Below are 24154 nucleotides of genomic sequence, written 5' to 3'. Positions count from 1 at the left end.
GAGTGCCACGTCAGGTCGACGGCGAGCCAGCCTTCGGCCGCAGCAGCACCCACGCGACCACGATCGCGACGGCCGGCACCACCGCCATGATGAGGCTCAGGTCGTGGATGGCGGTCAGCCAGCTCTGCGTCGCCTCCGACACCACCCAGCGGGCTTTCTCCGGGTCCAGGACCTCCGCGCCGGCCGCCGGGCCGGGCACCCCGCCGTGCGCGACGCGCAACGCGTCGCGCGCCTGCTCCTCGGTGATCCCCGATCCCTCCAGCTTGTGCCGGCCGTCTTGCAGGAACAGCGTCGTGCCCACCAACGCGAACAGCGCCGGACCCAGCGAGTAACTGGCTTGTCCGACAGCGGGTTTCACCGCCGAGATGACGCCGCCCAGCTCGGCGGGCGCACTGGACATCATGATCGTCGACTGCGGGGTCTGCACCACCGCACCGCCGATCGCGTTGAGTGCCACCGCGACACCCATCACCACGATCGGTGTCTCGGCGTCGAGCACCACCAGCATCACCATGCCGACCAGCAGAATGGCCAGGCCCGCCACCAACACCGCGCGCTCCCCGAACGCGGCGACCGCCCGGCCCGCCGCCGTCGCCGCCAGCGAGGCCAGCAGCACCGCCGGAATCAGCAGCAGCCCCAGCAGTTCGGGTGACTCACCGCGGATCGTCACCAGGTAGTAGGCGAACAGGATGGTCGCGCCGCCCTGCAGGAAGTTGAACGCCGCACCGGCGATCACCGCGGCGTTGAACCGGCCCGAGGAGAAAATCCGCATATCCAGCGCCGGCGCAGCGGTGTGCCGCTCCCACCACACGAACGCCACCGCCAGCGCGATCCCGACCAGGATCTGCACCAGCGCGCTGACATGGAAGCCGCCCTGCAACTGGGTCAGACCCAGGATCAGCAGGATCAGCCCGACGGCGATCAACAGGATCCCGACGACGTCGAGCTTGCGTTGCCAGCGCAGTGTCTCCGGCACGTACTTCCACGTCAGCGCGAGCGTGACCACGGCCAGCACCGGGGTCACCAGAAAGCAGGCGCGCCAACCGAAATGGGTCGCGAGCCAGCTGCCGATCGCAGGCTGGAAGACGCTCAGGAAGTGACCGACCCCCAGATACATCGCGATCGCCGCGGCGCGTCGTCCCGCCGGGAACACCGCGTTGATGATGGCCAGCGACAGGCCGAGCACGAACGCGAAGCCAATGCCCACCCCGGCCCGCGCCACCGTCAGCACCGCCACGTTGGGCGCCACGGCGGCCAGAACGCCGAATCCGATCGAGCCCCAGCAGCCGATGACGAACATCCGCTTCATGCCGAACGCGTCGCCGAGCGCACCGGCGCCGAGCACCGCAGCGGCCAGCGTGAGCGTGGCCAGACAGGCCAGGAAGCTGGCGGTGCTGGGGCTGAATCCCAGACCTTTGCGTACCTCGGCGAGGTTGGCCGACAGGATCGTCGGATCGCCGGCGGTGATGCTGTAGCCGAGCCCCATGGCCACGATGGTCATGGTCGCCGCGCGCCCGGTGACCTCCTGCTGCTGCGGCATTCGCGAATGCTAATCCGCGGTTCGCCGTATCCGGATGGGTCCGCGCCATTCGGCATCCGGGTCGAGTACCTCGCCCTTCTGGGTGATGACGACGTCGCCGCTTCTGGCCAGTTCGCGGGCGAGGTTCCGCGCGGTGTCCATCAGGTCGCGCCAGCCGTCGGCGTCCACCGCGCGGGCGGCGTCGGAGGGACAGATGGTCCTCGGCGCACGCTCGGCCGTCAGGTTCAGAATCATGTCGCGTAGCCGCTTGTCGACGTCAGTCATCGAGACGCCCTTCCTTCCGAACTGGAACACGTTCTAGTGTGGACGGCATGAGTGACGAGCTGCTGCGCCATCCCATTCATTCCGGACACCTGACGGTAGGCGCGCTGAAGCGCCACAAGGACAAGCCCGTGCTGTTCCTGGGTGACACCACGCTGACCGGCGGCGAGCTCGCCGACCGCATCAGCCAGTACATTCAGGCGTTCGAAGCGCTCGGCGCGGGGTCGGGCGCGACGGCAGGGCTCTTGTCGCTGAACCGGCCGGAAGTGCTGATGATCATCGGCGCCGGCCAGACTCAGGGTTACCGGCGCGTGGCACTACACCCTCTCGGCTCGCTGGACGACCACGCGTATGTGCTCAACGACGCCGGGGTGACCTCGCTGATCATCGACCCCAACCCGGCCTTCATCGAGCGGGCGCAGGGACTGCTGGAGAAGGTGCCCGCACTCAAGCAGGTGCTGACACTGGGCCCGGTGCCCGAGGCACTCGGCGACTCCGCAGTCGACCTGATCGCCGAGGCCGCGAAGTACTCCCCCAAGCCGTTGGTCGCCGCCAACCTCGCGCCCGATCACGTCGGCGGCATGGCCTACACCGGTGGCACGACCGGCAAGCCCAAGGGTGTGCTGGGCACCGCGCAGTCGATCACGACGATGACGACGGCGCAGCTCGCCGAATGGGAGTGGCCGGACAACCCGCGGTTCCTGATGTGCACACCGCTGTCGCACGCCGGCGCGGCGTTCTTCGTGCCGACCGTCGTCAAGGGCGGCGAACTGGTGGTGCTGACGAAGTTCGACCCGGCCGAGGTGCTGCGGGTGATCGAAGAGCAGAAGATCACCGCGACGATGCTCGTGCCGTCGATGATCTACGCATTGATGGATCACCCCGACTCGAAGACCCGCGACCTGTCGTCGCTGGAGACCGTGTACTACGGCGCCTCTGCGATGAACCCGGTGCGGCTGGCCGAGGCGATCCGCCGGTTCGGCCCGATCTTCGCCCAGTACTACGGACAGTCCGAAGCACCGATGGTGATCTCGTACCTGGGTAAGAAGGACCACGACGAGAAGCGGCTCACCTCCTGCGGCCGCCCGACGCTGTTCGCCCGCACCGCACTGCTGGATGCCGACGGTAAGGAGGTGGCCCAGGGCGAGGTCGGCGAGATCTGCGTCTCCGGACCACTGTTGAGCGGCGGGTACCACAACCTGCCGGAGGAGACCGCCAAGACGTTCAAGGATGGCTGGCTGCACACCGGCGACATGGCGCGCGAGGACGAGGACGGCTACTGGTTCATCGTCGACCGGGTCAAGGACATGATCGTGACCGGCGGGTTCAACGTGTTCCCGCGCGAGGTCGAGGACGTCGTCGCCGAGCATCCGTCGGTCGCGCAGGTGTGCGTGATTGGGACACCGGACGAGAAGTGGGGCGAGGCCGTCACCGCGGTCATCGTGCTGCGGCCCGACCACCCCAGCGACGACGCTGCCGTGGCCAAGCTGACCGAAGAGATCCAGGCGTCCGTCAAGGATCGCAAGGGTTCGGTGCAGTCGCCCAAGCAGGTGATCATCGTCGACTCGGTGCCGGTGACCGCGCTGGGCAAGCCGGACAAGAAGGCCGTGCGGGCGCAGTTCTGGGAGGGTTCGTCACGCGCCATCGGCTGAGCCGGCGGCGAAAATTGAGTAGTCGACCACGCAGGACCACAGGTCGGCTGCGGCGCATACTCGAGTGATGTTGTCCCGGGTCATTCCGCTCGAGTACCTCAAAGAGCGGGACCTGATGTACTGGCTGCCGCCCGGCGGCGTGGACAACGACGTGTGGGCGGACACCTGGGTGATCATCGCCGAGCTCGAATCCGCTGACGTCACACCGGTTCTGGAACTCCTGAGCGACAGCGATATCGGCGGATACGCCGCCCGCCCGCGCCTCGTCAACAGCCCCGGAGCCGGCCGTCAGCTCTATGTGGACGTGCAACAGTACAACAAGGCCCTCGACGTGCTGATGCTGTTCCTTCGGCGGAAGGAACAGCCGCCGATGCCGCGCTCGGAACCGATCGGTCCGAAGATCCGCAGCAAGATCAAGGTTCCCGCCGTGCCCCGCGCCGTCACACTCGTACTCAAGGTCGTGGTGAGCGCCGCCCTCATCGCGTTGTTCCTCTTCCTGGTCTACACACAGGGGCCACGACGCTGGCCGGGCGTGCACGGGGTGCAGCACCCGGCCCCCACCTCGGAAGCACCGGGCATCGAGGGGAGCACGCCCTAGACCAGTGCGACGATGGTGCAATGCCAGTTCGCGCCGTGCTGTTCGACTTCTCCGGCACCCTGTTTCGTCTCGAGGAGGACGACAGTTGGTTCGCCGGCATGGAATTGATCGACGAGGACGGGCGCCGGGCCGTCGACGAGCACGCCCAGGCCGAGCTGATGGAACGTCTCACTCATCCCACCGGGGGTTCGGTGACCAGGACCGAGGAAGCGCACCGCGCTTGGGTCAACCGCGATCTCGCCCCTGCCCTGCACCGCGAGGCCTACCTTCATGCACTGCGAGACGCCGGGCTGCCCGACGATCACGCCGAATCGCTCTACGGGCAGGCGATCGACCCGGCCTCCTGGGTGGCCTACCCCGACACCGTCGAGGTGTTGCGGTCGCTGAAGGCCAACGGCCTGCGGACCGCGATCGTCTCCAATATCGCCTTCGACATCCGCCCGGCGTTCCGCGCCGCGGGCGCCGATGCCGACGAGTTCGTCCTGTCCTTCGAAGTCGGTGTGGTCAAACCCGATCCGCGGATCTTCCACATGGCGTTGGAGCGCCTCGACGTCACCGCCGAGCAGGCCGTGATGGTCGGTGACAGCGACGAGAACGACGGTGCCGCCCGCGCGATCGGCTGCGGCTTCATCCTGGTCGACCCACTGCCTGTCGCCGAACGCCCGACCGGGCTGATCGACCCGCTGCGTGATCGGGGCCTGCTGCTCTAGGCGTACCTTTTGGGCATGGCCGACTCCGAGCGCATCGCACCGCCGTGGTGGCTCAAGCCGATGAACAAGGTCTTCATGCTGGCGATGCGGCTCGGTCTGGCCCGCTTCGGCGGCGAGTCACCGTTGGTGCTGACCGTCGTGGGCCGCAAGTCGGGCAAACCCCGGTCCACGCCGATCACACCGTTCACTGTGGACGGCCAGCGTTATGTGGTCGGCGGGTTCCCCGGCGCCGACTGGGTGCTCAATGCCCGCGCGGCAGACGTCGCGACCCTTACGCAGGGCAAGAAACGTGAGCAAGTGCGCATGGTCGAGCTCTCCGTAGACGACGCGCGCCCGCTGCTGCGGGCGTTCCCGACGCTGGTGCCCACCGGCGTCAGCTTCATGAAGAACGCCGGCCTGGTCACCGAAGGCAGGCCCGAGGAATTCGAAGCACTGGCCGGCCGGTGCGCGGTGTTCCGATTCGACCCCGTAACCCAGGATGGAGTTCAAACACCTTGAGTGACAATCCCTTCGACCCGTCACAGTGGCGCACGATCGACGGTTTCGAGGACCTGACCGACATCACGTATCACCGCCACGTCTCCGACGGAACGGTGCGGGTGGCGTTCGACCGGCCCGAGGTGCGCAACGCGTTTCGCCCGCACACCGTCGACGAGCTGTACCGCACCCTGGACCACGCCCGGATGTCGCCGGACGTCGGCGTGGTGCTGTTGACCGGCAACGGGCCCTCTCCCAAGGACGGCGGCTGGGCGTTCTGCTCGGGCGGCGATCAACGCATCCGGGGCCGCAGCGGCTATCAGTACGCGGCGGGCGAAACCGCCGAGACCGTCGATCCGGCACGGGCCGGCCGGCTGCACATCCTCGAGGTACAGCGACTGATCCGGTTCATGCCCAAGGTCGTCATCTGCCTGGTGAACGGGTGGGCGGCCGGCGGTGGCCACAGTCTGCACGTGGTCTGCGACCTGACGCTGGCCAGCCGCGAGCATGCCCGGTTCAAGCAGACCGACGCCGACGTGGGCAGCTTTGACGGGGGCTACGGGAGTGCGTATCTGGCGCGCCAGGTCGGGCAGAAGTTCGCCCGCGAGATCTTCTTCCTGGGCAGGCCCTACACCGCCGAGCAGATGCACCACATGGGTGCGGTCAACGAGGTCGTCGACCACGCCGACCTGGAGAACGTGGGCGTGCAGTGGGCCAAGGAGATCAACGGGAAATCGCCTCAGGCCCAACGCATGCTGAAGTTCGCCTTCAATCTGCTCGACGACGGCCTGGTGGGTCAGCAGCTTTTCGCCGGGGAAGCCACCCGGTTGGCCTATATGACTGACGAGGCCGTCGAGGGCCGCGACGCGTTCCTGGAGAAGCGTGACCCCGACTGGACGCCGTTCCCCCGCTACTTCTAGCGGTTTCGGCGCGGTTTCGTTCGCTCAGCGGCGGAAAACGCGCCGAAGCGCTCGGAATAGACTCGACAGCCGTGAATCCCCTGCGCCGCAGACTGACCGACGCCATCGCCCTGACCGGCATGCGCCCGCCGCTGAGCATGCCGACCGGCATCAACATCGACCTGCGCGGTAAGCGGGTGCTGGTGACGGGCGCGTCGTCAGGGATCGGCGCGGCCGGTGCCGAGCTGTTCGCCGCACAGGGCTGCGATGTCGTGGTGGTCGCACGGCGAGCCGACCTGCTCGCCGAGGTCGTCGATCGCATCACCGACGCGGGCGGACGCGCGAGTGCGATCACGTGCGACCTGTCCGATCTCGACGCCGTCGATGCCCTGGCCGACGAGGTCGGCGCCGTCGACATCCTGGTGAACAATGCCGGCCGCTCGATCCGCAGGCCGCTGGCCGAGTCGCTGGACCGATGGCATGACGTTGAGCGCACGATGCAGCTCAACTACTTCTCGCCGCTGCGGCTGATCCGCGGCCTGGCGCCCGGCATGATCGAGCGCGGGGATGGCCACATCATCAATGTCGCGACGTGGGGCGTGTTCAGCGAGGCCTCCCCGCTGTTCGGTGCGTACAACGCGTCGAAGTCCGCGTTCAGCTCGGTCAGCAGGGTCATCGAAACCGAATGGTCGGGCCACGGCGTGCATTCGACGACCCTGTACTACCCGCTGGTGGCGACCCCGATGATCGCGCCGACCAAGGAATACGACGGCCTGGCCGCCCTGACCCCCGAAGAAGCCGGCCAGTGGATGATCGACGCCGCCCGGCATCGCCCGGTCCGCATCGCTCCCCGCATCGCCGTGACGGCCCGCGCGCTGGACATCGTCGCCCCCGGTGTCATCAGCCGGGTGATGAAGCGTCAGCGCCTACAGCCCAACTGAGGTAAACACAACGGCATGGAGATCCTCGCGAGCCGGATGCTGCTCCGCCCAGCGGATTACGCATGCTCGGTGTCGTTCTACCGGGATGCGCTCGGCCTGGCGATCGCCCGTGAGTACAGCGGCGGCACCGTGTTCTACGCCGGGCAATCGCTGATCGAACTGGCGGGCCACGGTGCACCCGAGGATTCCGGGACCGGCCCGCTTCCGGTGTCGTTGTGGCTACAGGTCCGCGATCTCTACGCCACCCAAACGCAGCTGCGGGAACGAGGTGTGGACATCGCGCGCGAGGCCCGTCACGAACCCTGGGGCCTGCACGAGATGCACGTCAGCGATCCCGACGGCATGACACTGATCTTCGTGCAGGTGCCCGACGATCACCCGCTGCGCCGCGATACGCGCGGCTAGTGGGCTAGTGCGTTTCGAGCGGCCAGCCCACCGAGGCCAGCCGCGCGGCAACCTGGTTCAGCTCTTCGGGATTGGGTTCCTTCTCGATGACCTCACGGACCGCGTTGTGGATCTGTTCCTCGGTCACCGGAGCGTCGAAGTCGATTTCCCGAAGGATCGAGTGGGCCGCCTGCACGACCTCATCCTCTGACAGCGACCTCTTCAGCAGGGCCAGCAGCGGGTAATAGTCCTTGGGCGGAACACCTTCGGGATAGCCCTTGCGCAACCAGCCGAGGATGTTTTCGAAAGGCGAGTGCTGCGGTTCGACAGTCATCGCAGCATCACTTCTTGAGCATCGGGAAGAGGTCCACACCGAAGTGATGGATGATCGTCGACCTGGTGATCCACGCGACGGCGGTCAGGATCACCAACCCGACGAAGATGAAGAGCAGGATCCCGAGATACTTCAGCGCCGGGTTGGCCTTGTGGATCTCATGGTCGGCTTCCTCACCGCCGGCGCCGAACGAGTAGGCCAGCATGCCGGTCGCGAAGATCGCGGGCAGGCCGGCACCGAGAATGAGTCCGACCACCAGCACCTTGAAGATGGCTTCGAAGTACGTCATCAACGTGTCCTTTTGCTTGTCTTTGGTGATCAGACCGTGGCGGTCGGCTCGGCCGGCTTGGCGTCCTTTGCGGCCGCGCGGACATCGGCGGGCACCACGGAGTTGGTCGACGAATCCCAATCTGCGTTGACGTTCGAGGAGTCGACCTTCTGCTGCTGGGCGCGCCACCACATGTAGAACGAGAGGCCGACGAGGACCAAGAAGATCAGGCCATCGCCCATCAGCTGCGAACCGCTGACGTCCTTCACGACGTAGGACAGCCAGTAGGACAGCGCGCCGACCAGAGCGGCCGCGGGCAGCGTGACCAACCACGCCACCGCCATGCGGCCGGCGACCGCCCAGCGCACCTCGGCGCCCGGCTTGCCGACACCGCTACCGAGGATCGACCCGGTGGCGACGTGAGTGGTGGACAGCGCCATACCGGCAGCGCTGGAGCTGAGAATGATTGCGGCCGAAGAGGCTTCGGCGGCCAGGCCCTGCGGCGACTCGATCTCCACGAGGCCCTTGCCCAGCGTGCGGATGACCCGCCAGCCGCCGATGTAGGTGCCAAGGCCGATCGCCAGCGCACAGCTGAGGATGATCCAGAACGGCAGGCCGTCCTTCTTCACATCGCCGGTCAGGTGGCCGGTGGTGATCAAGGCCAGCGCGATGACACCCATCGTCTTCTGCGCGTCGTTGGTGCCGTGCGAGAGCGCGACCAGCGAGGCGGTGGCGATCTGTCCCCAGCGGAAACCTTCTTCGCGGCGCTTCACAAGAACCTTGCGGGTGATGCGGTACACCAGCCAGGTGCCACACGCGGCGACCAGGCCGGCGATGACCGGCGCGGCGATGGCCGGGACGAGCACCTTCTGCGTGACACCGGCCCAGTTGACGCCGCTGGTGCCGAGCGCGGCCAGGCCGGCGCCGATCAGGCCACCGAACAGGGCGTGTGAGGAGCTGGACGGGATGCCGAACAGCCAGGTCAGCAGGTTCCACAGGATGCCGCCGATCAGACCGGCGAAGATGATGGTCAACCCCATCGACGCATCGATACCCGGTAGCAGGTGACCCGTCTTGCCGTCCTGGACCTTCAGGACCGACGTCGTCACCGTCACCGCGACCTCGACGGAGAGGAAGGCGCCGACCAGGTTCAGGATGCCGGCCAGGAGCACCGCCGTCTTGGGCTTGAGCGCACCCGTGGCGATCGAGGTGGCCATGGCGTTGCCGGTGTCGTGGAAGCCGTTGGTGAAATCGAAAGCCAGTGCCGTGGCGATCAGCAGCACCAGGATGATCATCTCCGCGCTCATAAGTCAGATTGTGGTGGTTGAGAGGGTCCTTTGACCAGCGGCCGAAAGTCCTCGAACTGCACATTTGCGAACGTCCCGCTGCTGTTCATTCCTGGTTTACCTTGAAGCCATCCACGGTTCGGCTGGGCCGCCGGATCGGGGGTACCACAGAGGCGCGGCATGTTCCTGCCGACTACCATCTGGGTATTCCACTGGGCGTCCACACGCCCCCGCCAGGGAGATGCCGCGGTGACCAAATTCCTCACCAAGATCGTGGCCTGGATCAAGGCCGGCTACCCGGACGGGGTTCCGCATCCCGACCAGGTGCCGCTGCTGGCGCTGCTCCGCAGACGTTTGAGCGACGAAGAGGTCATCGCCGTCGCCACCGCGCTTCTCGACCGCGGCGCGTTCGACCACATCGACATCGGGGTACTGATCACCGAGATCACCGATGCGTTGCCTACCCCAGACGACATCGACCGGGTTCACGACAAGCTCGCGGCTTTCGGCTGGCCGCTTGATGATCCACGAGACAGTGAGGACGTCGAATAACCACTCTGCGAGCGCTCGCCATCCCGCCCGGCCCGTCGGCGCAGTCAGTCATGGCTGCCTTGGATGGCGTCCTCGACGGACGTGACGCACCTCTGGTTCCCATCCCGGCCGGCGACTTGCGTGAAAGCGAGTTGCTGACAACGTCTTTGCGGGTCGGTGAGGAGATCGCCGACGACGTCGCACTCGTGGTGTCGACGTCGGGCACGACCGGAACCCCCAAGGGCGCGATGCTCACCCCCGCGGCACTGGTCGCGAGCGCGTCGGCCACTCACGACCGCCTCGGTGGCCCCGGCACCTGGCTGCTCGCACTGCCGAGCCACCACATCGCCGGCATCCAGGTTCTGGTACGCAGCCTGCAGGCCGGCACCGTGCCGGTCGAGCTGGACGTGTCCGCTGGCTTCGATCCCACCGAATTGCCTACAGCCATCGCACAACTCGGCTCCGGGCGCCGCTACACCTCGCTGGTCGCCACCCAGCTCGCGAAGGCACTGCTCGACCCCGAGGCCACCGCGGCTCTGGCGGAACTCGACGCGGTGCTGCTCGGCGGTGGTCCCGCCCCCCGGCCGGTGCTGGACGGCGCGGCGGCCGCGGGGATCGCGGTGGTCCGCACGTATGGCTCCAGCGAGACCGCAGGCGGCTGCGTCTACGACGGGGTGCCGCTGGACGGGGTGACGATCCGGCTCGACGACGGCGCCCAGCCCGGCGAAGGACGCATCGTCATCGGCGGACCGACCCTCGCGCTGGGTTACCGCAACCGGCCGGACCCTGACCCCTTCGACGAACCCGGTTGGTTCCGCACCGACGATCTCGGCACCCTCGACGAGCACGGCGCGCTGCGGGTTCTCGGGCGGGTCGACGAAGCGATCAGCACCGGCGGGTTGACTGTGATGCCTACGCCGGTCGAAGCCGTCCTGTCCCGGCATCCGGCCATCGCCGACTGCGCGGTGTTCGGCATCGAGGACGACCGTCTCGGCGAGCGTGTTGCGGCCGCTGTGGTGCTTGTCACCGGCGCGCTCGAGCCGACGCTCGACCACATCAGGGACTACCTCGGCGAGTCGCTCGACCCGACGGCCGCCCCCCGCGAACTGCACATTGTCGATGAGCTGCCGCGGCGCGGCATCGGCAAACTGGATCGCCGCGCGCTACGCGAGCGATTCGCCAACGGCGGTGACCTACCCGGCGGCTACGGCTGGTGAACAATGGTTTGCACCGCCGCATAGAGGGGACAGGACAGTAATGGACGAGCTGAAGTATCTCGACCTCCACGGCAACCGGGTGGCCTACCTGGACGAAGGCCAGGGCGACGTGATCCTGCTGCTGCACGGCATGGCCGGTAGCTCGCAGACCTGGCGGCGGGTATTGCGGCCGTTGGCCCGCAAGTACCGCGTCATCGCACCCGACCTGCTCGGCCACGGCAATTCGGCCAAACCACGCAGCGACTACTCACTCGGCGCGTTCGCGGTGTCACTGCGCGACTTCCTCGACGAGCTCGGGATATCCCAGGTCACCGTCGTCGGACAGTCGCTGGGCGGCGGGATCGCGATGCAATTCATCTACCAGCACCCCGACTACTGCCGCCGACTGATCCTGATGAACAGCGGCGGCCTCGGCCCGGACGTCGGCTGGACGCTGCGGCTGCTGTCGGCACCCGGAGCCGAGCTGATCATGCCGATCATCGCGCCCCCACCGGTGCTGAGCGCCGGTGAACGCGTGCGCTCGCTGTTCGGCAAGATGGGCATCCGGTCGCCGCGCGGCGGGGAGATCTGGAGCGCCTACAGCTCCTTCGCCGATGCCGAGACCCGGCAGGCGTTCATCCGCACGCTGCGCGCGGTGGTCGACTACCGCGGGCAGGCCGTCAGCGCGTTGAACCGACTGCACATCGCCGAGATGCCGGTCATGGTCATCTGGGGCGATCAGGACGCCATCATCCCCGTCGAGCACGCCTACGCCGCCGCCGAGGCGCGCCCCGACGTCCGACTCGAGGTCCTGCCCGGTGTCGGGCACTTCCCGCAGGCCGAGTGCCCCAGCGACGTGGTCGACCTGATCGACGACTTCATGTCCACCACGGTGGGCGCGGATATCGAACAGCCCGCCACCCAGGCGTGAGCGCCGCGGCCGACCGCTTCGCGACCGCCACGGTCGCCAGGCTGGCCACCGTCACTCCCGATGGCCCCCCGCACTTGGTGCCTATCGTCTTCGCCGTCGCCGAGGGATCCGTCTACACCGCGGTGGACGGTAAGCCGAAGACCACCCAACGCCTCCGGCGGCTGGCCAATATCGAGGCCAACCCGCGGGTGAGCATCCTTGTCGACCACTATGACGACGACTGGTCGCAGCTGTGGTGGGTGCGGGCCGACGGCATCGCCACGATCCATCACAACGGATCGGCCTGCGAGCGTGGTTACGAGTTGCTGCGTGCGAAATACCCTCAGTATCAGTATGTTCCGCTGGATGGCCCGGTGATCGCGGTGGACGTCGATCAATGGTCGTCCTGGGGCTGCTAGGCGCCGAAATCGACCTCACGGCTGCGAATCTCGCGATTCCACAGCCCTGGTGCCGATCTCGCGACCGGAATGCGGCTGACCGCCCGTACGCTGGAGAGTTGTGAGCATCGGTCGCAAGGAAGCGATCGCGGTAACCGTCGGAGTTGTCCTGGTTGTCGCGGCGTTCGTCGTGCCGCACCTTCACCTCGGCATCGTCACTCCGCTGATCAACAGCACCCCCGAACAGATCAAGAGCTTCGCCGACACCGCGCCCATCTTCGGCTGGTGGAACGCCCACGTCGGCTGGGGCACGATTCCGGCGATCCTGATCGGCGCCGCCGTCGTGGTGTGGGGAGCGTCGATCGCCAATCGCCTGTCGTGGCGGGCGCTGACGCTGACGGTGTGGGCGACGTCGTTGTCGTGGGCCTTCGCGCTGGCGATGATCGACGGCTGGCAGCGCGGTTTCGCGGGGCGGCTCACCGCCCGCCACGAGTACCTGAATCAGGTGCCGACGATCACCGACATTCCCGAAGCCGTGCGCACGTTTGCCAGCCGAATCCTTGATTTCCAGCCGAATTCGTGGATCACCCACGTCTCCGGCCACCCTCCCGGCGCGCTCCTGACGTTCGTCTGGCTGGACCGGATCGGGCTGGGCGGCGGCGCCTGGGCCGGCCTGTGGTGCCTGCTGTTCGGGTCGTCGGCCGCGGCTGCGGTACTGGTGGCCGTGCGAGCCCTCAGCGACGAAGGAACAGCCCGGTTGGTAGCGCCGTTCGTCGCGGTGGCCCCGACCGCGATCTGGATCGCGGTCTCCGCTGATGGCTACTTCGCCGGAGTCGCTGCGTGGGGTATTGCTTTGCTGGCCTTGGCCGTTCGCCGAACTGTGCGCTGGCCGATGCCGGCGGCTGTGGCGGCGGGGCTGGTGCTGGGTTGGGCGATCTTCCTCAACTACGGCCTGGCGTTGATGGCCATTCCCGCGCTGGCGGTCCTGATCTGCGCGGCGTCCTGGCGCGATGCCGTTCGTACGTTGGTTCCCGCGGCATTGGGTGCGCTCGCCGTGGTCGGCGTGTTCGCCATCGCTGGATTCTGGTGGTTCGACGGCTACACACTTGTGCAGCAGCGCTATTGGCAGGGCATCGCCCTGAACCGGCCATTCCAGTACTGGAGCTGGGCCAATTTCGCGTCGGTGGTGTGCGCGGTCGGCCTGGGCACCGTCGCCGGCATCGGGCGGGTGTTCGACATCGCGGCGATCAAACGGCGCTCTGGACTACACCTGCTCGTCCTGGCCGCGCTGATCGCGATCGTGTTCGCCGATCTGTCGATGTTGTCCAAGGCCGAAACGGAACGGATCTGGCTACCGTTCGAGGTCTGGCTCACTGCCGCCGGCGCCCTGCTTCCCGTCCGGGCTCAACGATGGTGGTTGAGCCTCAACGTGATCGGCGCCCTGGCTCTCAACCACTTCATCCTGACGAACTGGTAGCACCCGGTCACCGACCAGATACAGCAGCGCAGCGCCCCAGACCACGCCCAGCGCTATCCAGAAGCCGGCTTCATAATTTCGGTCCAGCACACTCGGGTTGTCCAGGTGCTGGCCCGGCTTGTCGAATACCGGGATGGCCAGCAGTACCAGCACCACCGTGGTCAAGGCGGCCACCAGGACCGGTGTCCACCATTTGTGCGGCAAGACGCGACGGCCCGCGAACCCCAACGCCACGCAGACGGGTGCAAACACCGCATCGTGCAGCAGCACACCGATCAATGCCCACGTCACGATGCGGATGATGACCTCGGTCGTGTTGTCCATCACCAACATCACACCATAGGCGCCCACGGCGATCCCGATTATCATCAAGAACACCCGCACGGCGGTCATTCGACAACCTCGATACGCGACAGCCACTTCGTTTGCAGCACACCCGGTCTCGTCGGCGCGATCAGTCGGCACGGGTAGCCATGGTCGAGGTCGAGGGTCTGACCGTTGACTTTGAGCGCGATCAAGGTCTGCGCGTCGCGGGTGTGGCGGGCCGGCAACACCGTGCGGGAATAGGGGCCGGGTGGTTCCAGCGAGATCATCCGGACGTCGGAGTCCGGTTCGGCCCCAACTGTTTTGATCAGGTCCGCGAGGACCACTCCGGTCCACTCGGCATTGGCGCTCCAGCCTTCGACGCAGGCGATGGGCAGCTGGTGTGTGACTTGGGGCAGGGCTGCCAGTTCCTGAACGCTGAATGTCTTCACGGTGTCGCCGTTGGTGACGGTCAGCCGGTAGTCGGGCGAGGGTGCGCTGCCGAGTACACCGGCAGCGAACGCCGAGCGGTTCACCGGGACACCCTGGGGACCGTCCCCTGACCGCGGTGCCAGCAGTGAGACTCGGCGCAGCCACGGAATCGTCTGCCCCGCAGTCAGGATCGTCGCCACCCCGACGGCGATCCAGGTACCGTGCAGCACGGCGCGCCGGCTCGGTCCCTCGTTGACAACACCAGCCGGAATGGGCTCCAGTGGTTCGCCGAGTGCCCGCCGGATCACCGGGAGTTTGACACCGATGTGCACGAGCACGGCACCGGCCGCCACGTAGGCCATCGCGTAGTGGCTGGTGGTGAAAAAGAATTTGAACGCGTACCACTGGGCAATGTTCATCAGGCCGGTGGACAGCTGAAAGATCATGGAGCCCACGAGAACCAGGATCGAAGCCCGCTCGATCTGACGGGTCAGCCCGCCGATGATGGGGCGTTCGAACAGCTTGGGGTACACCGACCACAGCTTGACGAGTAGAAGCGGGATCGCAGCGATTCCGGAGATCACATGCAGCCCCTGCGTCACCCGGTACAGCCACACCGGCCGGGTGGGCCAGAAGAACCACGGCGCAGGGTGCTGGATGAAGTGACTGATCAGCCCCGTGACGAAGCAGATCGTCACCGCGACGCCCAGGGCGAGGCCGACCCGGGCCGTCACAGCGGTGCCACGCAAGCCCACGTGGCCGTTCGTCCCCGACCGCGGCGTCATCTCAGCGCGAGGGTCGCCACGACCCGATGCCCGATCGAGTGAAACCCGGCCACGGCCAACCCGACCTCTTCGGCCAGTGCCGCCGCACAGTCGACGCCCACCGACGCCCATCTGAACCACGGCCCGACGCTGCGCGACGATTCCAGCCGCACCCACCTGGTTTGCACACCAACCGTGCCCGGATCGAACTCCGCCACGCAGTGACCACCGGCCCGCAACAACTCACCGGCCCGCTGCAGGATCCTGCGCGGGTCGCCGGCCAGGCCGACGTTCCCGTCGGCGAGAAGCACAGTCTGCCAACGGCCGGTGCCCGGCAGCGGCTCGAAGACATCGCGCAACAGGGCGGGGGCCCCGCTGTGCCGCGCGAGCCGCACCGCCGTCGCCGACTGGTCGACCCCCAGTGCGGGAATCCCCCGCTGGACCAGGTTGGCCACCAAACGCCCTGGACCGCAACCCAAGTCGATCGTCGGCCCGTCGCACATCGCCACCACTGCGGCGTCGAACTTGGTATCGGCGCCGTGGCCGCCCAGCCAGCTGTGCACCGGAAGGCGATGCACAGCGCCGTCGTCATGGCGCAGCCAACATCGCTCACCTGTCAACGCCCGATCGTAGAGCTGTCCCAGCATGTCAAACCCCTTGGGTGACTTGGGCGAACCGGCTCGATGATCGGCAGGCCGCACGGACGGGTGGTATGTCGTCGACGGTGTCGACATCGTGAAGCTCTTCGACGAGGTGCACAGATATCTGTGTGTGCCGGAGGGCGGCCAGCGTTACGGCGCCCGTGTCGGACCGTGACATCGGGACATTCCGCAGGCATTCAGCGGCCGCGGCGTCAGCGACCCCCAGCACCCACCAGCCGCCGTCGCGAGCCATCCCGAGTAGGGCTGGCACAGCGAGCAACTCGCGGGCACAGTCGGTCAACAGGTCCGCGCTCACCTGCGGGGTGTCCATCCCGATCTGCAGGACAGGCTGGTGCGACGTGGCCGCGGCGGCGTCCGCGTGGGCATTGGCCAGGCGGTCGCCAAAGCCGTCGCCGCGCTGGCCGATCACAGTGAACGCGCTCAGTCGGTCACGGATGTCCCCGGCACGGCAGGCCCGAGCGAGATCGCCGGTCATCGCCACCACCCGATGCGTGACCGGCGTAGCGGCCACCGCGTCGAGGGTGTCCAGCAAGGCCGCGGCGGCGATGTCAGCGGCGCGGCGGTCACCGAGCGTCGCCGCGAGTCGGGTCTTCGCCAGTCCCGGCACCGGCGCCTTGGCCACCACCAACGCGGTGACCGGCATTCGGCCCGGACTGTCTGTCACGAGATGACCTTCCAGAAGTCGACGGCAGCGGTGAGACTTCCTCGCACCGATCCGCTGACCTTCGACTTCCCGCCGGTGCGCGGACCGTAATCGACGTCGACCTCCACCACGCGCCAACCTGCGGCCGCGGCTCGGACCAGTAATTCGAGCGGATACCCCGAACGGCGGTCGGCAACCCCGAGCGCCAGCAACGCAGCACGATTGGCCACCCTCATCGGTGCGATGTCATGCACCGCCAGACCGTGCCGGCTGCGCAACCGCCAGCACACGGCGGCGGTGCCCAGCCGCGCATGCCAGGGCCACTTCAGGCCACGTGCCGGCCGGCGACGACCCGTCACCATGTCGGCGCCACGCTCCAATTCGCCTATCAGGCGCGGCAGATCGGCCGGGTTCAGCGAACCATCACCGTCGAGCACCGCGACGACGGGTGTCTGCGCGGCGACCACACCGGCGTGCACAGCCGAGCCGTAGCCCGGCCGTGCTTCGCTGACCACATCGGCACCGTGGCGTCGGGCAACCTCGGCCGTCCCGTCGGTGCTGTTGTTGTCGACCACGAGGGCGCGATATCCAGCCGGTATCGCAGCGAGAACAGCGGGCAGGGAATCCGCTTCGTTCAGACAGGGCAGCACCACGGTGACGGCACACTCGGGCATGCACCCAACCTAACCGCGCGGGTCCGTCCGAGTGGATGACAAAACAATGACATCGACGCAGGTGGCGGCCGCTGTTGGTTACGGTGTTGAGCTATGACGCCCAGGGTCCTGATCGCCGACGACGACACCGTCGTCCGTGACGTCGTGCGCCGCTACCTGGAGCGCGACGGCCTCGAGGTGACCGTTGCCGGCGACGGCACCGAGGCACTACGGGTGCTGGGTACCGAACGGATCGACCTGGCGGTGCTGGACGTGATGATGCCCGGACCGGACGGTCTGTCCCTTTGCCGCACTCTGCGTCAGGGCGGCGACTACAGCGTGCCGGTGATCCTGCTGACCGCACTCGGCGAAGAGGACGACCGCATCGCCGGTCTGGAAGCCGGCGCCGACGATTACCTCACCAAACCGTTCAGTCCGCGCGAGCTGGCGCTGCGGGTGCGTTCGGTGTTGCGGCGATCGCCAGCTCCGGCGGCGGCGCTGCCACTGGAGTACGCGGTGGGTGAGCTGAAAGTGTCGACCGCCGCGCGCTCCGTCTACGTCGCGGGCCAGCCGGTCGGTCTGACCAACCGCGAATTCGAACTCCTGGTGTTCTTCCTGACCCACCCCGACACCGTGTTCTCCCGCGAGGATCTACTGCAGATGGTGTGGCACTGGGACTTCGGTGACCTGTCGACGGTCACCGTGCACGTCAAGCGGTTGCGCGCCAAGCTCGGCGAGCATCACCGCATCCAAACAGTCTGGGGCCGCGGGTATCTGTGGCTCGGCGAGGCCGGAGGAGGCCACCATGCCCCCGCATGAACTCGCCAGGATGGCGGTACTGGCGCTGGCCTGCTCGCTGCCCGTTGTCCTGCTGGGGGCGTTGGTGATTCGGCTGGCCCGGTCGCTGTCGATGACCGTGACGATGGCGGTGCTGGTGCTGATCCCGACCCTGGCGACACTGACCGGAGTCCTGGGCGCCAGCGGGTTCATGATCACCAGCACGTTCACCTCGATTGCCATCGTCCTGCTCATCGTGGCGATCGTGACGGTGCCCGCGGCGGTCATGCTGGCCCGCTATCAGGCCCGAAGAACCGTGTGGGAAAAGGAAATCCGCGATTCGGAGCGAATGGCCGAACAGTCCCGACGACAACTGGTGGCGTTCGTGAGCCATGACTTGCGCACCCCGCTGGCCGGCATCCGGGCCCTGGCCGAAGCCATCGCCGACGGGGTCGTCAGCAACGGTGAAGTCCGGGTGCAGGCCAAAAACATTGAACACGAATCAATTCGGCTGTCCGAGATGGTCGACGACCTGTTCGAGATGTCGAAGATCAACGCCGGAGCGGTGCAGGCCCCGTATGAGAAAGTGGCGCTCGACGAGGTCGTCGACGACGTCATCGCCGCCCACAAGATCGCCGCCGAACGCGCCGGCGTCAGCCTGGCCGCCTCGGTCCCCGCCGAGCCGGTACGTGTGATGGGCAGCGACCGGGCACTGGTACGGGTGCTGTCCAATCTGGTGGCGAATGCGATTGCGCATACCCCGGCCGGCGGGACGGTGACGCTTGCGCTCGGTACGGACGACGACGCGGCGTGGGCCCGGGTGGACGACACCGGAGTCGGCATCGACGAGGCCGACCTTCCCCGGGTCTTCGACATTGCCTACCGCGGGTCGAATAGCCGTGTCCCGCGCGAAGATTCGTCACTGCCGAGCGGATCTGGCCTCGGTCTGGCGATCGCGGCAGGTTTGGTGCAGGCCCACCGGGGCACACTGTCGGCGCACAACACCGAACACGGCGCTCGGTTCGAGGTCCGTCTGCCGCACGCCGGCTAGCTGTCGGTAGCCTGATACCCGTCTGTGGTGTCCGAAGGGAGAACATTGATGTCGGTAGCTCAGCGCGAACGCGCCGCCCTGGTCGCCGCTCTGCGCGACGTCGGTCCGGACGCCCCCACCCTGTGCGAGGGGTGGGATGCCCGAGACCTGGCTGCCCACTTGATGGTTCGCGAGTACCGCGTCGATGCCGCACCGGGCATCCTCATCCCCCGCTTCGCTGCCCACACCGCCAAGGTGCAGGATGACGTGGCCGAGCACACCGAGTGGGACGCCCTGGTGGGCAAGGTGGCGGCCGGACCGCCGCTCTATTCGCCGCTCAAGCTCGTCGACTCGGTCGCCAACGTCGCCGAGATGTTCATCCACCATGAGGACATCCGCCGCGCCCAGCCGAACTGGGAACCTCGGAGCCTGGATTCCGATCTGGCCGGCCGGCTGCGCCGCACCCTGTCGATGATGGCCCGGCTCACCCTGTCGAAGATGCCGGCCCGGGTGCAACTGCGCACCCCGGACGGGGAGACCTTGCTGGTCGCCGGACACGGCCCGGCCGTCACGGTGACCGGCGCACCCGAGGAATTGCTGCTGTTCTCCACCGGGCGGCTGGCCCGCGTCGACTTCAGCGGCGACCCGGAGGTCGTGCGGGCCGTGCAGGCCGCACCCAAGGGTCTGTAGATCAGTCGTCGAGTGACCTGCTGAGCCGCTCGGCGGCGGCCAGGTAGTCCTCGATGAACTCCAGGACCACCTCACGGGCGGGCTTGACCTTGTTCATCAGGCCCACACCCTGGCCGACGAAGTAGGTCGCCAGAGCTTGCGCCCCCGGGTGCCCGCCCTCGGCCAGCTTGTCGATCCGGCGCAACACCGGCTCGGCGATCATGTTCTGCAGAGGTAACGGCAGCGGCTGCCGACCGCCCTCGTGCGGCGTCCACGCATCGGTCCAATCCGAAACCAGTTGCCGTGACGGCTTTCCGGTGCGTCCGGCCGATCGCACCGTGTCCCGCGACGTCGCGGCCAAGAACTTCTGCACGGTGTGCGGTGCGGTCTCGGCCTCCTCCGTGGTCAGCCATACCGATCCCGTCCACGCACCCGCGGCGCCGAGCGCCACCGATGCGGCCATCTGCCGGCCGGTCACGATCCCCCCGGCCGCCAGCACCGGGACCTCGCGGATCGGCTTGATGGCTTCGATGACTTCGGGAATGAGGACCAGCGTCGTCACCTCTCCGCAGTGCCCGCCGGCCTCGGTGCCTTGCGCGACGATCAGATCGACGCCCGCATTGACCTGTTTGACCGCGTGCTCTTTGGCGCCGACGAGTGCGGCCACCGGGATACCGGTCTGCTTGCCGGCCTCGATCATGTAGTCCGGCGGAACGCCAAGTGCGTTGGCCATCAACTTGATCGGATGATTCAGCGAGACTTCGAGCAGGCTCGCGCCGGTGTCCCCACTCAGTGACGATGCGGCCATCCGCGGCTGGTCGCTGATGTCGATATCGTGGGCGGCCAGCAGCTCGTCGATGAACGCCCGGAAGTCGTCGGGGATGCGCTCGGTGAGCTGACCGAACGAGAGGTTCTCGCCCTTGCCCTCGAATTTGGCGGGCACGATGATGTCGACGCCGTACGGCTTGCCCTTCACCTGCTCGTCGATCCAGCTGAGTTCCTGGTCGAGCTGATCTGGGGTGTAGGCGGTGCCGCCCAGCACGCCGAAGCCGCCGGCGTTGGTGACTGCCGCGACGACATCGCGGCAGTGGCTGAAGGCGAACAAGGGGAAATCGATGCCGAACTGGTCGCAGATCTCGGTCTTCACGAGCCCCAGTATGCGCTCAGCCCCCCTCCCGACCAACCACCGGGTTGAGAAGGGGGCCGAGCGCGTAACTCCGGTCAGGCGGTGGCCAGCGCCTGGGTCGCTATCAGCGCCTGCGCCACCCCGGCCACGATCGACGCGAGCCGGATGGCCTCGAAGATCACCGTGCGGGACACCTCGGCGTCCCGGAGCTCCTTCTCGTGGGCGGCCAGGCACTGATCGCAGCCGTTGATCGCCGACACCGCCAGCGACCACAGTTCGAAATCTGCCTTGGCCACACCAGGATTGGCGATGATGTTCATCCGCAGCCCCGCTCGCAAGTCGTCGTAACGGCCGTCCAGCTGGTGACGGGTGCGGTAGAACACATTGTTCATCCCCATGATGGCGGCGGCACCCAGCGCGGCGTGATAGGCCTCCTCGGACAACACGTCGAGAGCGTCCTCGGTGACCTCGCGCAGCAGCTGCTCGGACTTGGTCGCCGCGGCGGTCGCCACCAGCGCGCCCCACAACTGCTGTTCGGTCAGCTCGGTCGAACGGGCGATGCTGCCCAGGTTGAGCTTGAGATCCTTGGCGTACTCGGGCAACGCCTCTTTGATGGCGTCGATGCTCATGTCAGACCGCCTCGGCCAGAAGCTCACCGGCGTCGATCGTCGGATCGCCCTTCTTCCAGTTGCACGCACACAACTCGTCGGACTGCAGCGCGTCGAGCACGCGCAACACCTCGTCGACGTTGCGGCCGACCGACCCGGCGGTCACCGACACGAACTGGATCTCGTTGTTGGGGTCGACGATGAAGGTCGCGCGATCGGCAACACCGTCGGCATTGAGCACGCCCGTCGCCAAGCACAGTTCGCGCTTGAGATCCGACACCATCGGGAACGGCAGCTTCTTGAGGTCCTCGTGCTGCGCCCGCCACTGGAAGTGCACGAACTCGTTGTCCACCGACACTCCGAGAACCTGCGCGTCGCGGTCCTCGAACTCATCGTTGAGTTTGCCGAAGGCGGCGATCTCGGTGGGGCAGACGAACGTGAAGTCCTTGGGCCAGAAGAAGATAATGCGCCACTTCCCCGGGCTGTCCGAGCTCGTCACCTGGATGAAATAATCGTCGGGCTGCTTGGCGTCGACCTTGGACAGGTCACCACCGACAACCGCCTTCAGGTCGTAGGCCGGGAATTGATCACCGATTGTCAATAGCGCCATGGGTATCACCACTCCTCGAATATCTAAATTGGAACCATTCCAGATTCTGCCAGGCGTGGTGGCGTTTGGTCAGGCCTCGGCACCGGAAGGTGACCATTGTCACCAGTTCCGGGGACCGCCGTCCTCGCGGTTCAAATACCCACGGAGAGAGGGGATTTAATGGCTGTGGCGCGGGTCACGCACGCAGCGGCTCGAACGCGAAGTTCCGCAACCCCTGATCGGGATCGATCGCGGCCCGGAACCCGAGCGACTCGGCAGCCAGGGTCGGATCGGCGACGATGTGGCGGACATCGCCGCTGCGATACTGGCCGGTGACCACCGGGGCGGCTCCCCCGCGAGCCTCACACAGCCGGGTGGCCACGGTCATGATCGAGATCGGTTTGCCCGAGCAGACGTTGGCAGCCAGAAAGCCGCCCGCATCCGATTGGATGGCGGCGACGTTGGCTGCGGCGACATCGTCGACGTGGACGAAATCACGCATCTGGCCGCCGTCCTCGTAAACTCTTGGGGGTTCACCCTTTTCGAGGGACGACCGAAATATTGCGGCCACTCCGGAATACGGGGTGTCGCGCGGCATGCCCGGGCCGTACACATTGTGGTAGCGCAACGCGACGACGGAGCCACCCGTCGACTCCGCCCACGCCAGCGCATAGTGCTCCTGGGCCACCTTGCTGGCGGCGTACAGGCTGCGCGGGCGCAACGGAGCCTCCTCGCCGACGAGCTGCCACGAGAGTTCTTCTCCGCCAACCGGACACCGATGCTCGAACACCCCGGCGTCCAGATCGGCGCGCGTACGCGCGAGCGGCTCGACCGCTCCGTGATCCGGACAGCGGTATCCGCCTTGTCCGTAGACCACCATCGACGATGCCAGTACCAGCCGCTGGACCCCCGCGGCGTACATCTGCGACAACAACACCGCCGTGCCGTGGTCATTGTGTGAGGCGTAGGACGGCGCGTCGGCGGCATTGACTCCCGCACCCACCACCGCCGCTTGATGGCACACGACGTCGATTCCGGAAATCAAACGCGACAACGCATCCGCGTCGCGCACGTCGACCCGGTGGCAGCCGTCGGGCAACACGGCAGCCGGCCCATGAGCAGCATCGAGCATGACGTCGGCCGCCACCACCTCGTGCCCGGCGTCCTGAAGCCTGGCGCGGATCCGGCTCCCGATGAATCCGGCTGCGCCGGTGAGCAACACCCTCATGGCAGGTCGAAGGGCAACTCGACACCATCATGGGCGAGGCAATGTGTGCACGCACGGTCAGAAGGAACCTGATCGATGGCCTCGAGCACCAGCTTCTTGAACGGCCCCATGTTCTTCTCGAATTCCGCGAAGACGTCTACGGCGCGCACCCCAGCACCGAGGTCGACGCCGGCATCCAGATCGGTGACCAAAGCTATTGCTGCATAACACATTTCCAGCTCACGCGCCAAGACAGTCTCGGGATATCCGGTCATGTTGATCAACGTGAACCCTTCGCGCGCGAACCACTGGCTCTCGGCTCGAGTGGAGAACCGCGGCCCCTGCACCACCACCATGGTGCCGCCGTCGACAACCCCGGGCAGATCAGCGGCCACCGCACGCAGTGTCGGGCAGTACGGGTCGGCGAACCCGACGTGAATGCCGCCGGAGTCGAAGTAGGTATCGGCGCGGCCTCGCGTCCGGTCGACCAGCTGATCGGGTACGACGACCGCGCCGGGACCCAGCTCCGATGTGAGACTGCCGACCGCGCACGGCCCGAAAACCCGTCGCACTCCCAGTGCGCGCAGCGCCCACATGTTGGCCCGATACGGCACGGTGTGCGGCGAGAACTCATGAGTCAGACCATGTCGCGGCAGGAAGGCGACCTCATGATCACCGACTCGGCCGACGGTGATCGGCGCACTCGGCTCACCGTATGGAGTGTCCAGGTTCACGCTTCGCGCGTCGGACCCGAAGAATGAGTAGAAACCGCTGCCGCCGATGACTCCGAGCATTCGACCATTGTGAAGGATCGGGCGTGGCAGCCGGC

The 24154-nt window shown here is 67.0% G+C and carries 29 protein-coding genes; 15 read left to right on the top strand and 14 right to left on the bottom strand.

Going from position 1 to position 24154, the window contains the following annotated elements; all coding sequences use genetic code 11:
* Positions 1-10: 10 nt before the first annotated feature.
* Together EV580_RS28260 and EV580_RS28255 are read right to left on the bottom strand one after the other, a co-directional pair.
* The gene (locus tag EV580_RS28260) at positions 11-1540 is read right to left on the bottom strand and encodes an MFS transporter (RefSeq protein WP_133695634.1); all 1530 of its coding nucleotides are present in this window, start codon (positions 1538-1540) and stop codon (positions 11-13) included.
* A 9-nt stretch (positions 1541-1549) separates the two neighbouring features.
* Positions 1550-1804: a DUF3253 domain-containing protein gene (locus EV580_RS28255; RefSeq protein WP_133695632.1), complete on the bottom strand. Its 255-nt coding sequence runs from the start codon at positions 1802-1804 to the stop codon at positions 1550-1552.
* 47 nt (positions 1805-1851) lie between these two features.
* Here EV580_RS28255 and fadD8 point away from each other — a divergent pair, with 47 nt between their 5' ends.
* The 7 genes from fadD8 (at position 1852) to EV580_RS28220 (ending at position 7483) form a co-directional block, all read left to right on the top strand.
* Positions 1852-3453 carry a fatty-acid--CoA ligase FadD8 gene (gene fadD8 / locus EV580_RS28250; protein WP_133695630.1) on the top strand — a complete coding sequence of 534 codons (1602 nt, stop codon included), beginning with the start codon at positions 1852-1854 and terminating at the stop codon, positions 3451-3453.
* Positions 3454-3520: 67 nt separating this feature from the next.
* Positions 3521-4051 carry a hypothetical protein gene (locus EV580_RS34120; protein ID WP_183517024.1) on the top strand — a complete coding sequence of 177 codons (531 nt, stop codon included), beginning with the start codon at positions 3521-3523 and terminating at the stop codon, positions 4049-4051.
* 20 nt (positions 4052-4071) lie between these two features.
* On the top strand, positions 4072-4761 hold the full coding sequence (locus tag EV580_RS28240) for an HAD family hydrolase (protein WP_133695629.1): 690 nt from the start codon (positions 4072-4074) through the stop codon (positions 4759-4761).
* A gap of 15 nt (positions 4762-4776) precedes the next feature.
* A complete protein-coding gene (locus EV580_RS28235) occupies positions 4777-5259 on the top strand; it encodes a nitroreductase family deazaflavin-dependent oxidoreductase (RefSeq protein WP_133695627.1) in 483 nt (160 codons plus the stop codon).
* Positions 5256-6158 carry a 1,4-dihydroxy-2-naphthoyl-CoA synthase gene (locus EV580_RS28230; protein WP_133695625.1) on the top strand — a complete coding sequence of 301 codons (903 nt, stop codon included), beginning with the start codon at positions 5256-5258 and terminating at the stop codon, positions 6156-6158. Before EV580_RS28235 ends, EV580_RS28230 begins: the two co-directional genes overlap by 4 nt.
* Positions 6159-6229: 71 nt before the next feature.
* Entirely contained in the window at positions 6230-7078 is an 849-nt protein-coding gene (locus EV580_RS28225) for an SDR family oxidoreductase (protein ID WP_133695623.1), read from the top strand.
* A gap of 15 nt (positions 7079-7093) precedes the next feature.
* On the top strand, positions 7094-7483 hold the full coding sequence (locus tag EV580_RS28220) for a VOC family protein (RefSeq protein ID WP_133695622.1): 390 nt from the start codon (positions 7094-7096) through the stop codon (positions 7481-7483).
* 4 nt (positions 7484-7487) lie between these two features.
* On the opposite strand, the gene EV580_RS28215 is transcribed toward EV580_RS28220, so the two are convergent.
* From EV580_RS28215 to EV580_RS28205, 3 genes are read right to left on the bottom strand one after another with little or no spacing between them, the layout of a single operon-like run.
* A complete protein-coding gene (locus EV580_RS28215; protein WP_133695620.1) occupies positions 7488-7796 on the bottom strand; it encodes a DUF3349 domain-containing protein in 309 nt (102 codons plus the stop codon).
* 7 nt (positions 7797-7803) lie between these two features.
* Positions 7804-8085: a hypothetical protein gene (locus EV580_RS28210; protein ID WP_133695618.1), complete on the bottom strand. Its 282-nt coding sequence runs from the start codon at positions 8083-8085 to the stop codon at positions 7804-7806.
* Positions 8086-8114: 29 nt separating this feature from the next.
* Complete coding sequence (locus EV580_RS28205) at positions 8115-9371, bottom strand: inorganic phosphate transporter (RefSeq protein ID WP_133695617.1); 1257 nt, start codon at positions 9369-9371, stop codon at positions 8115-8117.
* 228 nt (positions 9372-9599) lie between these two features.
* Between EV580_RS28205 and EV580_RS28200 the strand changes: the two genes are divergently transcribed.
* The 5 genes from EV580_RS28200 (at position 9600) to EV580_RS28180 (ending at position 13862) form a co-directional block, all read left to right on the top strand.
* Positions 9600-9902 carry a DUF3349 domain-containing protein gene (locus EV580_RS28200; RefSeq protein ID WP_133695615.1) on the top strand — a complete coding sequence of 101 codons (303 nt, stop codon included), beginning with the start codon at positions 9600-9602 and terminating at the stop codon, positions 9900-9902.
* Between the two features lie 50 nt (positions 9903-9952).
* Positions 9953-11098 carry an o-succinylbenzoate--CoA ligase gene (gene menE, locus EV580_RS28195; protein WP_208114670.1) on the top strand — a complete coding sequence of 382 codons (1146 nt, stop codon included), beginning with the start codon at positions 9953-9955 and terminating at the stop codon, positions 11096-11098.
* A 40-nt stretch (positions 11099-11138) separates the two neighbouring features.
* Positions 11139-12008: an alpha/beta fold hydrolase gene (locus EV580_RS28190; protein ID WP_133695612.1), complete on the top strand. Its 870-nt coding sequence runs from the start codon at positions 11139-11141 to the stop codon at positions 12006-12008.
* Positions 12005-12406 carry a TIGR03668 family PPOX class F420-dependent oxidoreductase gene (locus tag EV580_RS28185; protein WP_133695610.1) on the top strand — a complete coding sequence of 134 codons (402 nt, stop codon included), beginning with the start codon at positions 12005-12007 and terminating at the stop codon, positions 12404-12406. The genes EV580_RS28190 and EV580_RS28185 overlap by 4 nt, the downstream gene beginning before the upstream one ends.
* Positions 12407-12506: 100 nt before the next feature.
* On the top strand, positions 12507-13862 hold the full coding sequence (locus EV580_RS28180; RefSeq protein ID WP_133695608.1) for a hypothetical protein: 1356 nt from the start codon (positions 12507-12509) through the stop codon (positions 13860-13862).
* 389 nt (positions 13863-14251) lie between these two features.
* Here the strand turns inward: EV580_RS28180 and EV580_RS28170 are convergent, their stop codons facing one another.
* The 4 genes from EV580_RS28170 to EV580_RS28155 are packed head-to-tail and all read right to left on the bottom strand — an operon-like array spanning position 14252 to position 17340.
* Entirely contained in the window at positions 14252-15382 is a 1131-nt protein-coding gene (locus EV580_RS28170) for a molybdopterin-dependent oxidoreductase (RefSeq protein ID WP_166654924.1), read from the bottom strand.
* Positions 15379-16008: a methyltransferase domain-containing protein gene (locus EV580_RS28165; protein ID WP_133695606.1), complete on the bottom strand. Its 630-nt coding sequence runs from the start codon at positions 16006-16008 to the stop codon at positions 15379-15381. The genes EV580_RS28170 and EV580_RS28165 overlap by 4 nt, the downstream gene beginning before the upstream one ends.
* 1 nt (position 16009) lies before the next feature.
* Positions 16010-16666, bottom strand: coding sequence for a TIGR04282 family arsenosugar biosynthesis glycosyltransferase (locus EV580_RS28160; RefSeq protein ID WP_133696004.1), 657 nt, complete (start codon positions 16664-16666; stop codon positions 16010-16012).
* Between the two features lie 17 nt (positions 16667-16683).
* Entirely contained in the window at positions 16684-17340 is a 657-nt protein-coding gene (locus EV580_RS28155) for a glycosyltransferase family 2 protein (protein WP_208114669.1), read from the bottom strand.
* 93 nt (positions 17341-17433) lie between these two features.
* Between EV580_RS28155 and EV580_RS28150 the strand changes: the two genes are divergently transcribed.
* Genes EV580_RS28150 through EV580_RS28140 form a run of 3 tightly spaced genes read left to right on the top strand, consistent with a single transcriptional unit; the run spans position 17434 to position 19816 of the window.
* The gene (locus EV580_RS28150; RefSeq protein ID WP_133695605.1) at positions 17434-18138 is read left to right on the top strand and encodes a response regulator transcription factor; all 705 of its coding nucleotides are present in this window, start codon (positions 17434-17436) and stop codon (positions 18136-18138) included.
* Entirely contained in the window at positions 18125-19147 is a 1023-nt protein-coding gene (locus EV580_RS28145; RefSeq protein WP_133695603.1) for a sensor histidine kinase, read from the top strand. The genes EV580_RS28150 and EV580_RS28145 overlap by 14 nt, the downstream gene beginning before the upstream one ends.
* Before the next feature lie 48 nt (positions 19148-19195).
* Complete coding sequence (locus EV580_RS28140; RefSeq protein WP_133695602.1) at positions 19196-19816, top strand: TIGR03085 family metal-binding protein; 621 nt, start codon at positions 19196-19198, stop codon at positions 19814-19816.
* Between the two features lies 1 nt (position 19817).
* Here the strand turns inward: EV580_RS28140 and EV580_RS28135 are convergent, their stop codons facing one another.
* The 5 genes from EV580_RS28135 to EV580_RS28115 all read right to left on the bottom strand — a co-directional run bounded on the left by EV580_RS28135 (position 19818) and on the right by EV580_RS28115 (position 24119).
* Positions 19818-20942: an NAD(P)H-dependent flavin oxidoreductase gene (locus EV580_RS28135; RefSeq protein WP_133695600.1), complete on the bottom strand. Its 1125-nt coding sequence runs from the start codon at positions 20940-20942 to the stop codon at positions 19818-19820.
* A 74-nt stretch (positions 20943-21016) separates the two neighbouring features.
* Entirely contained in the window at positions 21017-21550 is a 534-nt protein-coding gene (gene ahpD / locus EV580_RS28130) for an alkyl hydroperoxide reductase AhpD (protein WP_133695598.1), read from the bottom strand.
* Between the two features lies 1 nt (position 21551).
* Complete coding sequence (locus EV580_RS28125) at positions 21552-22139, bottom strand: peroxiredoxin (protein ID WP_133695597.1); 588 nt, start codon at positions 22137-22139, stop codon at positions 21552-21554.
* A gap of 175 nt (positions 22140-22314) precedes the next feature.
* Positions 22315-23346 carry an NAD-dependent epimerase/dehydratase family protein gene (locus EV580_RS28120; protein ID WP_133695595.1) on the bottom strand — a complete coding sequence of 344 codons (1032 nt, stop codon included), beginning with the start codon at positions 23344-23346 and terminating at the stop codon, positions 22315-22317.
* Complete coding sequence (locus tag EV580_RS28115; RefSeq protein WP_133695593.1) at positions 23343-24119, bottom strand: S-methyl-5'-thioadenosine phosphorylase; 777 nt, start codon at positions 24117-24119, stop codon at positions 23343-23345. The genes EV580_RS28120 and EV580_RS28115 overlap by 4 nt, the downstream gene beginning before the upstream one ends.
* Between the last annotated feature and the right edge of the window lie 35 nt (positions 24120-24154).

This window comes from Mycobacterium sp. BK086 (assembly GCA_004362315.1).
In the GTDB taxonomy this organism is placed as follows: domain Bacteria; phylum Actinomycetota; class Actinomycetes; order Mycobacteriales; family Mycobacteriaceae; genus Mycobacterium.
Note: the sequence above shows the minus strand (reverse complement) of the source record. Positions and strands in the feature narration are given on the sequence as shown.